This is a genomic window from Streptomyces sp. NPDC048600, assembly GCF_055587025.1.
Map to the genome: position 1 here is coordinate 26,851 of NZ_JBVJGZ010000013.1, position 12,586 is coordinate 39,436.

Consider the following 12,586-nt stretch of genomic DNA (forward strand, 5'->3'; position numbering starts at 1 on the left):
CTCAGTCCCAGCCGCCCGACGAGGCTCCGGAAACGCTCCAGCTCCATGAGCCGGACACGCTCCACGACCCGGATCCGGTACCGGTGCCGGTGCCGGTGCCGGACACGCTCCACGACGAGGAGCCCGAGGCGCTCCAGGAGTCGTTCCAGAACGGGTCGTCCCAGTTCGTCCACTCGCCGTCCTTCCATCGCGGACAGGGGTCCGCGCAGGTCGGCACGTGATGGCGGTCGGTCTCGACGAAGGCCGCGGTCGCCCACGCCTGGGCGCCGACGAGCCAGTACCAGTACGGGTTTCCGTTGACGCTCTGTCCGATGACCTTGCACTGGACGCGGTCCGGGCTGCCCGGTGAGAGCGAGCCGACGACCGGTGCGTGGGTGGTGGGTGCCTGCCTCAGATTGAGGTCGGTCCGGGAGACGACTGTGCCCCAGATCGGATCGTGCGATCCGTCGCCGGGTGCGCCGAGCTGTCCGTCGGCGTACGCCGGTGGGGTCGCCGCTGCCGCCAGGGTGCCCGCCGCCGCGACGGCGAGGGTGCCACCCGCGAGCAGGGCCGCGGTCAGGGTCCGCAGGGCCGGAGTGGTGCGCATGATCGACCTCCTTTCCCCAGAACCAGGAAACACCCGTTCGGGTGAACCCTCCACCGGAGGCGGGAACGCCCAGTTGGGAGCGCGTTCGAGGGTGTTCGAGGGCTTCCGGGAAAGCCCGTCCGGCATATGCCAGAACCCCGGCACCCGTACGGCCGCGCCCCGCTCGCGCCGCCCCCGGGGCGGGACTTGGCTTGAAGACGTGTCCCCCCGCGTACGAACCGCCCTCTCCGCCGCCCTCGTCGGCCTGGCCTGTCTGCTGCTGCCGTTCGGCACGCTGGCGGCCTGGGCGGCGTACGGGCTGGCGGACACGGGCCGTTACGTCCGCGCGATGGGGCCGCTGGCCGAGGACCCGGCCGTGCAGGACGCCGTCGCGGACACCGTCGGGGACGGCCTCGCCCGGGAGACCGGCACCGGCATAGCCCGGTCCTATCTCCGTGACGCCGTACGGTCGTTCGCCGGCACCGCGGCCTTCCGCGCGGGCTGGGACCAGGCCAACCGGTCCGCGCACGACGCCGTGCTTCGCGCCCTGCACGGCGAGGGCACCGGCCCGGTCACCGTGGACATCGCGCCGGTCACCGCCCGGGTGAAACACCAACTGACGTCCGAGCACGTGCCGTTGGCCCGGCGCATCCCGGTCGAGCACCGGGAGGTGGCCGTACTGCCGGCCGCCGAACTGAACGGTATGCGGAAGGGGTTGCGGGTGCTGGAGATCGCCGCGTTCTGGCTGCCGCTGAGCGCGGCCGTACTCGCCGTCGCCGGGATCGCGGTGGCCACCTGCCGCCGCCGCGCGGTCACCGCGACCGCCCTCGGCACCGCGCTCGGCGGCGCGCTGCTCGGGGTCGCGGTGGCCGTGGGGCGGCATCTGACCGTGACCGGTCTGCCCGCCGAGGTCTCCTCGGCCGCGGCCGGGGCCGTCTACGACGCCCTGACCGGGACCCTGCGCACGGTGTCCTGGCTGCTGCTGGCCCTCGGCCTCGCGGTCGCCGGGCTGACCTGGCTCACCCGTTACGCGGACCGGGTCCGCCCCGGGCGACGGCGGCGAGCGTCCGCAGCGCCCGTGCCAGATCGTCCCGAGGCGCCGACGCGAGCCCGAGCCTGACGGCGTCCGGGGTGCGGCCGGGGCCGACGGCGAAGGCCGGTCCCGGGGTGACGGCGATACCGTGCGCGGCGGCCGCCGCGGTGAAGGTGTCCGCCCGCCAGGGCGCGGGCAGCTCCCACCAGGCGTAGTAGGCGTGCGGGTCGGACCGTACGGCGAAGCCCGCCAGTTCCCCGGCGACCAGCCGCTGCCGTGCCGCCGCGTCCGCCCGCTTGGCCTCGGCCAGCCGCTCCACCGTGCCGTCCGCGATCCACCGCACCGCCGCCTCCAGCGCGAACCGGGGCGCGCCCCAGCCGCCCGACCGCAGCGCCGCCGACACCAACTCGGTCCGGCCGGGCGGTACGACGAGGAAGCCCGCGGTCAGCCCGGGAGCCACCCGCTTGGACAGGCCGTCGACGACATGTGTGAGGTGCGGCGCGTACGCGGCCAGCGGGGTGTCGCCGGGCCGCAGGAACGACCAGATCCGGTCCTCGACGACCGGCACGCCCAACTCGTCCACCCTGGCGGCCAGTCGGCGCCGGGCCGCGTCCGGCATCGTGAACGAGGTCGGGTTGTGCAGCGTCGGCTGCACATAGAGCGCGGAGAGCGGGGTCCGCCGGTGGGCGGCGGCCAGGGCCTCGGGGCACAGGCCCTCGTCGTCGCGGGGGAGCGGCACCAGCACGACGCCCAGCCGCTCCGCGATCTCCTTGACCAGCGGATACGTCAGCTCCTCCACCCCGACCCGGCCCCCGGGGCGCACCAGAGCGGCGAGCGCCGCCGCGACGGCCTGCCGGGCGTTGCCCGCGAACAGCACCCGCTCCGCCCCGGGCCGCCAGCCGGGCGCGGCCAGCAGTGCGGCGACCGCCTCCCGGGCCGCCCCGGTCCCGCCCGCCCCGGCCGGCCGCAACGCCTCGCCGAGCACGTCGGGTCGGCACAGTTCCGCCAGCACGGGGGCGAGCAGCTCGGACTGGCCGGGCACGGCAGGGTAGTTGAGCTCCAGGTTCACGGGCGTGGCCGCCGTGTTCCCCGCCTCCGTGAGGGCGCGGCCCGCCGGGGCCGGGGGCGTGGCCCGCACGAAGGTGCCCCGGCCCACCTCGCCGATCACCAGGCCCCGGCGGGCGAGTTCGCCGTAGACGCGCTCGGCGGTGGACGCGGCGATGCCGTGGCGGCGGGCGAAACGGCGCTGCGGGGGAAGCCGACGGCCCGGGGCGAGCCGGCCGGAGGCGATGTCCTCGGCGATACGGTCGGCGATCCGCCGGAAGTCCTCGCGCACGGCTCCCCCTTCACATTGCACCGAGGGCAAAGATCTTATTGCCCCGAGAAGTCGGGGAACCCTAGGGTCGAACACATGGCACCCTTCCTGTCATTCGACGACAAAGGCCCCCATTCCGCCCTGACCCCGCTCGTCCTCATCCACGGTCACCCCTTCGACCGGACGATGTGGGCCCCGCAGATCGAGACGTTCTCCGCCGAGCGCCGGGTGATCGCGCCCGACCTGCGCGGCTACGGGGCCTCACCCGTGGTCCCGGGCATCACCCCGCTGCCGCGGTTCGCCGAGGACGTGCGGGACCTGCTGGACGAGCTGGAGGTGGACACGTTCGTCCTGGGCGGGCTGTCGATGGGCGGCCAGATCGCCATGGCCTGCCTGGAGCTGTTCGGCGACCGGGTGCGGGGGCTGCTGCTCGCCGACACGACCGCCGCGCCGGAGACCGACGAGGGCAGGGTGGCGCGCAACGCCATGGCCGAGCGGCTGTTGCGGGAGGGGATGCGGGGGTATGCCGACGAGGTGCTGGAGCGGATGGTCGCTCCCTACGCCGACGCCGACGTCAAGGCGCATGTCCACCGCATGATGACCGCGACGGATCCTCGTGGTGCCGCCGCGGCGCTGCGCGGCCGCGCGGAGCGGCCCGACTATCGCCCGCTCCTCGCGCGGACCACCATCCCCTCCCTGGTCGTGGTGGGTGCCGACGACACCTACACCCCCCTCCCCGACGCCCCCACCCTCCCCGACGCCACCCTCCGAGTAATCCCCCACGCAGCCCACCTCCCCACCCTGGAAACCCCCACAGCCTTCAACAAGGCCCTGGCCGACCTACTGACCCGAGCGGACAACCCCTGACCGACATCGGCTGCGGGCCGTCCGTGGCCGCTCGCGCAGTTCCCCGCGCCCCTTTCGGGCACCTCACGACACCCCCTCATGGAACACCAGGACCACCACAAGACCGTCAGCGGCACGGACCTTCAGGCGCGCGGGAAACGGCGCAGGTTCTGGGGGCGCGGGGAACTGCGCAGGTTCTGGGGGCGCGGGGAACTGCGCAGGTTCTGGGGGCGCGGGGAACTGCGCGTCTTTCAGGGGCGCGGGGAACTGCGCAAAGCCTTTAGGGGCGCGGGGAACAGCGCAAGGCTTTTGGGGGCGCGGGGAACTGCGCGAACGGCCACAACGGCGCCGCACCCGACAACGCACCACCCCAGGGGCGCGGGGAACAGCGCAAAGCTTTTAGGGGCGCGGGGCTGTATCCATGTGCGGCTCCGCCGCGTGGGCGCGAACGGCCACAACGGCGCCGCACCCGACAACGCACCACCCCAGGGGCGGGGGGAGCACCCCCTGGCCAGAAGCTCACCCGGCACATAATGAGCGCATGTCGCGCGAGTTCAGCATCGGCCTCACCCCACCGGACTGGCTCGTGCGAAACCTGCGGACGCAACCCGTCCCCCCACCCAACAAACCCGCCATGGCCCGAGCAGCGATCGCCATGACCCTGCCCCTGGCCATCGGCCTGGCCGCAGGCCACCCGGAGTACGGCGCACTCGCCTCCATGGGCGCCCTCTCCGGCGTCATCGGCGACACCGCAGACGCCTACCGCATGCGCCTGCTGAACATCGCCGTCCCCCAGGCCTTCGGCGCCATCGGCATCACCCTCGGCGCCCTCGCCTACGGCCACGGCTGGGTCGCCGTCGCCGCCGTCACCGCCATCGCCCTGGTCTCCGGGATGATCTCCACGATCGGCGCCGTCGCCTCCGTGTCAGGCCTGTTGCTGCTGCTGAACGCGGTCGTCGGCGCGGGCCTGCCGATGCCGGGCGAGTGGTGGCTGGCACCCGTACTGGTGACCGGCGGCGGCCTGCTGGTACTGGCGCTCGCCCTGCTGGCCTGGCCGCTCCGCTCCGGAGTGCCCGAACGGGCCGCCGTCGCCGACACCTACCGCACCGTCGCCGACCTGCTCGCCGCCTGCGGCACCGACGGCTACGACGACGCCCGGCACACCGTCACCCAGTCCATGAACCAGGCCTACGACCTCGTCCTCGCCCGCCGCACCCGCCACCACGGCCGCAGCCCCGAACTGACCCGCCTGCTCGCCCAGCTCAACGCGGTCACCCCGGTCATGGAGGCCGCCCCGGCCGCCCACCTGCGCGGCAAGCCGCTCCCGCCGGAGGTCCCACAGGCCGTACGCCACCTCGCCGAGGCCGTGAGGACCGGCTACAACGGGCCGATAGGCCTCGGCCTGCCCGGACCCGACGACGAGACCAGCCGGGCCGTCGACCACGCGCTGCGGCACACCGCCGAGGTCGTCACCTCCCCGGACGTGGACCTGCGCGGTATCGACGACCGGCTCGGCCGCCCGGCCGGCCTGCGCGTACGGGCGGCGCGCGGCGCACGGGACGTGATGCTCTCGGCCGCCTCCTGGCGCTACGGCCTGCGGCTCGCGCTGTGCATCGGGATCGCCCAGGTACTGGTGTCGATCATCGCCGTACCGCGCTCGTACTGGGTGGCCCTGACCATCACCTTCGTCCTCAAGCCGGACTTCGGCTCGGTGTTCTCCCGCGCACTGCTGCGCGCCCTCGGCACGGTCGGCGGTCTGGTGGTCGCGGCGGCCGTGCTCTCCCAGGTGCCGCGCGGCTGGTGGGACGTACCCGTGATGCTGGTGCTGGCCCCGCTGATCCCCGCCCTGACCCCGCGCGGCTACGGCTACCAGACCGCGGCCATCACTCCGGTGATCCTGCTGCTGTCGGACAGCCTCAACCACCAGGGCACCGACCTGCTGCTGCCCCGGCTGGTGGACTCCCTGATGGGCTGCGCGATCGCGCTGGTCGTGGGCTATCTGCTGTGGCCGGAGAGCTGGCACACCCGGGTCGGCGACCGGCTCGCTGACGCCGTGGCGGACACCGCGCGCTATGTGGAGGCGGCGTTCGGCGAGACGAGGGATCCCGCGGGCCGGGCCCGGATGCGCCGCCGCCTCTACCGCGACCTGTCGGTGATCCGCACGGAGTTCCAGCGCGCGCTGACCGAACCCCCGCCCACCGGGCGCCGGGCGTCGGCCTGGTGGCCGCTGGTGGTCGCCGTGGAGCGGATCGTGGACGCGACGACGGCGGCGCGGGTCCGTGTCCGGCACGGTGCCGCGCCGCCGTCGCAGGCGGAGATCACGCAGGTCGCCCGTCAGCTGCGGGAGCTGTCCGAGGGAGTGCGCGAGGCGGAGATCCTGGTCGCCGTCCGCACGGACCTCACGGGCCCGGCGGACAGCGTCCTGGAACCGCTGCGCCAGGAGGTGGCGGCGGCGAGGGCCATCGCGTCACCGCGCTGACCTCAGCCCCCGGCCTCCCGGCCACCGGCCGTCACGGACGGGTCCCGGCCGTCACCGACCGGTCCCGGCCTTGTGGCCGTCACACACCGATGTCGTCGCCGTCCTTGCGGTAGACCGCGACGACGGCCGGACGGTTGATCTTGCCGGGCCCGTCCGGCCAGGCGCTCAGCGGCTTCTCGGCGGTGGCGCCGTCGAGCTCGCCCGGGTGCTGCACGGCGACGAGCACCCGGCGGTCCTGCACGATCGGGCCACAGGTCTCGGCGCCCTTCGGCACGGTCAGGAACTGCTTGAGCTCACCCCGGCGCGTGCCGCGGGTCGCGACGCCGAAGAGGCCGTCGTGCGAGCCGAGCTGGGCACCGTCGGTGGAGATCCACAGGTTGCCGTGCGGGTCGAAGGCCACGTTGTCCGGGCAGGAGATCGGGCTGACCTGGTCCTTCGGGAAGCCCGCGAAGTAGGTGGCCGGGTCGTTCGGGTCACCGGCGACCAGGAACAGCTTCCAGCCGAACGACTTGCTGTCGGCGCGGTTCCAGCGCTCGGTCAGCTCCAGGACGTGACCGTGCTTGTTGCCGATGCGCGGGTTGGCCTCGTCCACAGGGGCGGAGCCGGCGGTGCCGCGGCGGGTGTTGTTGGTGAGCGCCACGTACACCTTGCCGGTGACCGGGTTCGGCTCGATGTCCTCGGGGCGGTCCATCTTCGTCGCGCCGACCTTGTCACCGGCGAGACGGGTGAAGACGAACACCTCCTCGGCGGTCATGCCGTCGACGTGCGAGACCGCGCCGTCCCTGGTGGCGGTGGCCAGCGGGATCCACTCGCCGGAGCCGTCGAACTCGCCGTCGTTCGGGAGCTTGCCGGTGCCGTCGATCTCGATCGCCGGGGAGTCGCCGGTGAGCTTGGCGACGTAGAGGGTGCCCTCGTCGAGCAGCGAGAGGTTGTGCTCGCGCGCGGAACGGGACGAACCGTGCTTCATCCTCTTGGAACCGACGAACTTGTAGAAGTAGTCGAACCGCTCGTCATCGCCGGTGTAGACGACCGGACGGCAGTCGTCGGTGAGGCGGACGGTCGCGCCCTCGTGCTTGAAGCGGCCCAGCGCGGTGTGCTTGCGCGGGGTGGATTCCGGGTCGTACGGGTCGAACTCGACGACGTAGCCGAAGCGGTGCGGCTCGTTGGGCTCCTGGGCGACGTCGAAGCGCTTGTCGAAACGCTCCCACTTGCGCTCGGAGGCGGCGGCGTTCAGGCCGTAGCGCTTGTCGGTGGCGCGGGTGCCGTTGGCGAAGTACTGGTTGAAGTTCTCCTCGCCGTGCAGGGTGGTGCCCCAGGGCGTCTCGCCGCCCGCGCAGTTGTTGAGCGTGCCGAGGACCTTGGTGCCGGTCGGGTCGACGGAGGTCTTCAGCAGGTCCGAACCGGCGGCCGGGCCGGTCAGCCGGAACTCGGTGGTGGCGGTGACACGGCGGTTCAGCGGGTGCCGGGTGACCGGGACGAGCTTTCCGTCACGGCGGTTGCCCTCGACGACGACGGCCGACAGGCCGTGCGCGGCCCAGGCGATCTCGACCTGCTCCTCGGTCGGGTTCGCGGCGTCGTACCCGGCGAACATCAGGATCTCGTCGGTGTACTCGTGGTTCGCGACGAGGATCTGGCGGCCGGGCTCCCCGCGCAGCGGCAGCAGGCCCAGGTAGTCGCAGTTGTAGCCGAACTGGCCGGCCTGCGCCGCGGCGGTCTGCTTGGCCGGGTCGAAGGCCGGCGCACCGCGCAGGATGGGCTCGCCCCAGCGGATCACGATGTTCTGCTCGTAGCCCTCGGGGATCGTGACCTGGTCGGCGGTGTTCGGCGCGACCGGGGTGAAGCGCAGACCGCGCGCGCCACGGGCCGTCGAGTGCCCCTCGTGGGCGGCGCCGACGCCCTCGGCGGCGGTGGCCCGCGGCGCGGCGGCGGTGCTGATGACGGTACCGGTGGCGGCGGCCGCGGTGACCACGGCGGCGGCGCGCACCACCGAGCGGCGGCTGAGGGCCCCGGCGATGACATCACCGAGGTATTCATTCGAACTGGCGTTCGGCGCCTCATGGAAACAGGCGTCGCCGCAGCGGAATCGGCAGGTGAGGGCAGAGCGCCCACCCGCATGCGAGTCGTTGGTCCTGATGATCGGCAGCTGGATGCGCACTTGGTCTCCCCTGGCTTCCCCTTGGATTCAGCGTGGACGCTAGGAGCACGTTTGTGCGCGCGCAGGGACTCAGAGTGAACTAGCGGTGAACGCGACACATCCGAACGGCAGTTGGAGTAACCGGCGCACTCCGGCGCGCGTCGCCGCCGGGATGGGGTACGCCCCTCCCCAAGATCCCCACGCGGTCCCGCTAACCTTACGTGTCCGTCCTGGCCAGGGATCTAACGGGCATCAACTCGCGCGAAGGGTTGCACTCATGGGCATTCTCACTCTCCTGCGGAACGCATTCGGCCGGTCACGCAAACCCGAAACCGCCGACGCCGAGAACGCGACCCCCACGCAGCCGGCCACCCCCCAGACCCCCACGGTCCCCGAGCCCCGCACGGCCCCGGAGTCCCACACGGACACCGACGCCGACACCGACGCCTCGGAACACGAACTGGTGTCCGCGGCCTTCGACAACGTAACGGTCCCCAAGCCAACGGACCCACAGCCGGCGGAGACCCCCGAGCCGGCCGCCGCCGAGGAGTCGGCCACCGAGCCCGAGCCCGCCGCGGCCGAGGAGCCGGAGCCGGTCGTAGCCGAGGAGCCCGTCGAGGAGCCGGAGCCGGTCGCGGCCGAGGAGCTGGTCGTCGCCGAGGAGCCGGCCACCGAGCCCGAGCCCGTCGTAGCCGAAGAGCCCGAGCCCGTCGCCGTCGAGGAGCCGGAGCCGGTCGTAGCCGAGGAGCCCGTCGAGGAGCCGGAGCCGGTCGTAGCCGAGGAGCCGGTCGTAGCCGCAGAGCCCGAGCCCGTCGTCGCCGAGGAGCCGGAGCCCGCCGTCGCCGAGGAGCCGGTGGCCGAGCCCGTCGCCGTCGAGGAGCCCGAGCCCGTCGCGGCCGAGGAGCCGGTCGCAGCCGAGGCCCCCGCCCCCGAGGCCACCCCCGAGCCCGAGGCCGAGTTCGAGCCGGACCTCGAGGCGCTGTCCGAGATCGTGGCAGTGGTGGAGGCGGAGGAGACGACCCCGGAGCCGACGGCCGCCGACGGCGAGGACGAGGCACAGGGGCCACAGGAAGCCGATGACGAGACCCGCACGGGTGGTGCGGGTGGGAACGAAAACCCGGCCGAAGGCGAAGCCGAGGCACCCACGGCCGAGGCCGAAGAGCCCACCCCCGCGGCAGCGGACCCGACCCCCACCCCCCAGCCCGCGGCAGCGGACCCGGCGGACACCCCCGACATCCCCAAAACCCTCCTCACCGCCTACAACACCGCCCACACCACCCTCACCGCACACCACCTCACGGACACCACCGCCAAGATCTACCTCGTCCTCGACCGCTCCGCGTCCATGCGCGGCTACTACAAGGACGGCTCCGCCCAGGCCCTCGGCGACCAGACCCTCGCCCTCGCGGCCCACCTCGACCCCGAGGCCACGGTCCACGTCGTGTTCTTCTCCACCGAACTCGACGGCACCACCGACCTCACCCTCGCCGACCACGAGACCAAGGTCGACGACACCCACGCCGGCCTCGGCCGCATGGGCCGCACCAGCTACCACGCCGCCGTGGAAGCCGTCCTCGCGCACCGCGCGAAGACCGCCCCCACCACGCCCGCCCTGGTCGTCTTCCAGACCGACGGCGCCCCGGACGCGAAGACCCCCGCGACCCAGGCGCTCACGGACGCCGGGAAGAACCACCCCGATGTCTTCTTCTCCTTCGTCGCCTTCGGCGAGCACGACAACAAGGCCTTCGACTACCTCCGCAAGCTGAAGACGGCCAACACCTCGTTCTTCCACGCCGGCCCGACCCCCCGGGAGCTCACGGACGCCGAGCTCTACACCGGCGTACTGGCCGGCTGGAAGCCGTAAGGCACCCCCCGGAACCACCCCGGACAACCCCCGCGGCCGCCCCTTCCCACCCCTCAGAACGGGAAGCGGGCGGCCCACCCGTTTCGGCTACGATTTCAAGGTTCGCAAAACAACCGACCTGGGAGCAGCCGGCATGGCTCGACACCTCATCACCAGCGCCCTTCCGTACATCAACGGGATCAAGCACCTGGGCAACATGGTGGGGTCCATGCTCCCGGCGGACGTGTACTCCCGGTACCTGCGCCAGCGCGGCCACGAGGTGCTGTACATCTGCGCGACGGACGAGCACGGCACCCCCGCCGAGCTGGCCGCCAAGGAGCAGGGCCTCCCGGTCGCGGAGTTCTGCGCGCAGGCGCACGACGCGCAGAAGGCGGTCTACGACGGCTTCGCGCTGGCCTTCGACTACTTCGGCCGCAGCTCCAGCGCGGAGAACCGCGAGATCACCCAGCACTTCGCCCGCAAGCTCCAGGAGAACGGCTTCATCGAGGAGCGGGCGATCCGTCAGGTCTACTCGCCCGCCGACGGCCGCTTCCTGCCGGACCGCTACGTCGAGGGCACCTGCCCCCACTGCGGCTACGACAAGGCCCGTGGCGACCAGTGCGAGAACTGCACCCGCGTGCTGGACCCGACCGACCTGATCAACCCCCGCTCGGCGATCTCGGGCAGCACGGACCTCGAGGTCAGGGAGACCAAGCACCTCTTCCTGCTCCAGTCCGAGCTGCAGAACGAGGTCGAGGCCTGGGTCGCCCGCCACGAGGACGACTGGCCGCAGCTGGCCTCCTCCATCGCCCGCAAGTGGCTGACCGAGGGCCTGCACGACCGCGCGATCACCCGCGACCTGGACTGGGGCGTCCCCGTCCCGGCCGACACCTGGCCGGAGCTGGCCGCCGAGGGCAAGGTCTTCTACGTCTGGTTCGACGCCCCGATCGAGTACCTGGGCGCGACGAAGGAGTGGGCCGACGCCACGGGCGGGGACTGGAAGTCCTGGTGGTACGACGTCGACACGGACGTCCGGTACACCCAGTTCATGGCGAAGGACAACGTCCCGTTCCACACGGTGATGTTCCCGGCCACCGAGCTCGGCGTGCGCGAGCCGTGGAAGAAGGTCGACTACGTCAAGGCCTTCAACTGGCTGACGTACTACGGCGGCAAGTTCTCCACCTCGCAGAAGCGCGGCGTCTTCACCGACCAGGCGCTGGAGATCCTGCCCGCCGACTACTGGCGCTACTTCCTCATCGCCAACGCCCCGGAGTCGGACGACTCGTCCTTCACCTGGGAGCACTTCACGGCCACGGTGAACAAGGACCTCGCCGACACCCTCGGCAACTTCGTCAACCGCGTGCTGTCCTTCTCCCGCAAGCGCTTCGGCGACGACGTCCCCGCGGGCGGCGAGCCGGGCGAGGCGGAGGCCAGGCTGGGCGAGGAGATCGCCCGGCTGCTCGCCGAGTACGAGTCCCAGATGGAGGCCCTCCAGTTCCGCAAGGCGGCGGCGGCGCTGCGCGCCCTGTGGTCGGCGGGCAACTCCTACCTGGAGGAGAAGGCCCCCTGGCTGGAGATCAAGACCGACCAGGACGCCGCGGCCCTGACCCTGCGCACGGCGATGAACCTCATCCACCTCTACTCGGTGGTCTCCGAGCCCTTCGTCCCGACGACCGCGGCGGCCATGCGCCAGGCCTTCTCCCTCGCCGACGACACCGCGGCCTGGGTCTCCCAGGACGAGGCGAAGTCCCTGTCCTCCGTCCCGGCCGGGACGCCCTTCACCGTGCCGCCGGTCATGTTCGCCAAGCTGACGGACGACGACCTCGCCGCGTACAAGGAGCGCTTCGGCGGGGAAACAGCCGCGTAACAGCCCTTCTCGGACCCCTCACCCACCAGGTATATCTGACCATGATCACCCCGGCCGACCGAGGCCGGGTGACATCGAGTGGGGGGTCCCTCTTTCCATGGCGCTTTTCGGCAACGCACACCCGATCGACCCGGCCCAGGCCGCGCAGGACTACGCCAAGCTGCTCGGGCAGGGCGAGACGGTGCACGCCGCCTACCTGCTGATCCGTGACACCATCCTGTTCACCGACCGCCGTCTGATCCTGGTCGACAAGCAGGGCATCACCGGCAAGAAGGTCGAGTACCACTCGATCCCGTACCGCAGCATCACGCACTTCGCGGTGGAGACGGCCGGCACCTTCGACCTCGATGCCGAGCTGAAGATCTGGGTCTCCGGCACCCAGCTGCCGATCACCAAGACCTTCACCAAGGGCGTCGACATCTACGAGGTCCAGGCGATCCTCACGCAGTACGTCGCGCGGTAGTCACGGCCGTCGGTCCCGGTGGTGCAGGCCCGCGTTAGGAT

General features: G+C 72.3%; 9 protein-coding genes. 6 read left to right on the forward strand and 3 right to left on the reverse strand.

Going from position 1 to position 12,586, the window contains the following annotated elements; all coding sequences use genetic code 11:
• Position 1: 1 nt before the first annotated feature.
• On the reverse strand, positions 2-586 hold the full coding sequence (locus tag ACZ6SQ_RS19000; RefSeq protein ID WP_469563205.1) for an SH3 domain-containing protein: 585 nt from the start codon (positions 584-586) through the stop codon (positions 2-4).
• 199 nt (positions 587-785) lie between these two features.
• On the opposite strand from ACZ6SQ_RS19000, the gene ACZ6SQ_RS19005 reads away from it, so the two are divergent.
• Positions 786-1,685 (forward strand): hypothetical protein, encoded by a 900-nt coding sequence (locus tag ACZ6SQ_RS19005; RefSeq protein WP_469563208.1) that lies wholly within the window; start codon positions 786-788, stop codon positions 1,683-1,685.
• Here the strand turns inward: ACZ6SQ_RS19005 and ACZ6SQ_RS19010 are convergent.
• A complete protein-coding gene (locus ACZ6SQ_RS19010; RefSeq protein ID WP_469563211.1) occupies positions 1,585-2,934 on the reverse strand; it encodes an aminotransferase-like domain-containing protein in 1,350 nt (449 codons plus the stop codon). The two genes, ACZ6SQ_RS19005 and ACZ6SQ_RS19010, sit on opposite strands and share 101 nt — an antisense overlap.
• A gap of 75 nt (positions 2,935-3,009) precedes the next feature.
• On the opposite strand from ACZ6SQ_RS19010, the gene ACZ6SQ_RS19015 reads away from it, so the two are divergent.
• Both ACZ6SQ_RS19015 and ACZ6SQ_RS19020 read left to right on the forward strand, forming a co-directional pair.
• On the forward strand, positions 3,010-3,780 hold the full coding sequence (locus tag ACZ6SQ_RS19015) for an alpha/beta fold hydrolase (RefSeq protein WP_469563213.1): 771 nt from the start codon (positions 3,010-3,012) through the stop codon (positions 3,778-3,780).
• Between the two features lie 520 nt (positions 3,781-4,300).
• Positions 4,301-6,238 carry an FUSC family protein gene (locus ACZ6SQ_RS19020; protein WP_469563216.1) on the forward strand — a complete coding sequence of 646 codons (1,938 nt, stop codon included), beginning with the start codon at positions 4,301-4,303 and terminating at the stop codon, positions 6,236-6,238.
• Between the two features lie 79 nt (positions 6,239-6,317).
• On the opposite strand, the gene ACZ6SQ_RS19025 is transcribed toward ACZ6SQ_RS19020, so the two are convergent.
• A complete protein-coding gene (locus tag ACZ6SQ_RS19025) occupies positions 6,318-8,393 on the reverse strand; it encodes a PhoX family protein (RefSeq protein WP_469563218.1) in 2,076 nt (691 codons plus the stop codon).
• A 256-nt stretch (positions 8,394-8,649) separates the two neighbouring features.
• On the opposite strand from ACZ6SQ_RS19025, the gene ACZ6SQ_RS19030 reads away from it, so the two are divergent.
• The 3 genes from ACZ6SQ_RS19030 to ACZ6SQ_RS19040 all read left to right on the forward strand — a co-directional run bounded on the left by ACZ6SQ_RS19030 (position 8,650) and on the right by ACZ6SQ_RS19040 (position 12,545).
• A complete protein-coding gene (locus ACZ6SQ_RS19030; RefSeq protein ID WP_469563221.1) occupies positions 8,650-10,236 on the forward strand; it encodes a VWA domain-containing protein in 1,587 nt (528 codons plus the stop codon).
• A gap of 133 nt (positions 10,237-10,369) precedes the next feature.
• Positions 10,370-12,082, forward strand: a complete 1,713-nt coding sequence (metG, locus tag ACZ6SQ_RS19035) for a methionine--tRNA ligase (RefSeq protein ID WP_469563223.1) — start codon at positions 10,370-10,372, stop codon at positions 12,080-12,082.
• A gap of 97 nt (positions 12,083-12,179) precedes the next feature.
• Complete coding sequence (locus tag ACZ6SQ_RS19040) at positions 12,180-12,545, forward strand: PH domain-containing protein (RefSeq protein ID WP_386384602.1); 366 nt, start codon at positions 12,180-12,182, stop codon at positions 12,543-12,545.
• Positions 12,546-12,586 lie beyond the last annotated feature (41 nt).

What these genes read in the sequence shown, in the direction of transcription:
- ACZ6SQ_RS19015 (WP_469563213.1), top strand. Translation starts at nt 3,010, where the DNA reads ATGGCACCCTTCCTGTCATTCGACGACAAAGGCCCCCATTCCGCCCTG.
- metG (WP_469563223.1), top strand. Translation starts at nt 10,370, where the DNA reads ATGGCTCGACACCTCATCACCAGCGCCCTTCCGTACATCAACGGGATC.
- ACZ6SQ_RS19000 (WP_469563205.1), bottom strand. Translation starts at nt 586, where the DNA reads ATGCGCACCACTCCGGCCCTGCGGACCCTGACCGCGGCCCTGCTCGCG.
- ACZ6SQ_RS19020 (WP_469563216.1), top strand. Translation starts at nt 4,301, where the DNA reads ATGTCGCGCGAGTTCAGCATCGGCCTCACCCCACCGGACTGGCTCGTG.
- ACZ6SQ_RS19040 (WP_386384602.1), top strand. Translation starts at nt 12,180, where the DNA reads ATGGCGCTTTTCGGCAACGCACACCCGATCGACCCGGCCCAGGCCGCG.
- ACZ6SQ_RS19030 (WP_469563221.1), top strand. Translation starts at nt 8,650, where the DNA reads ATGGGCATTCTCACTCTCCTGCGGAACGCATTCGGCCGGTCACGCAAA.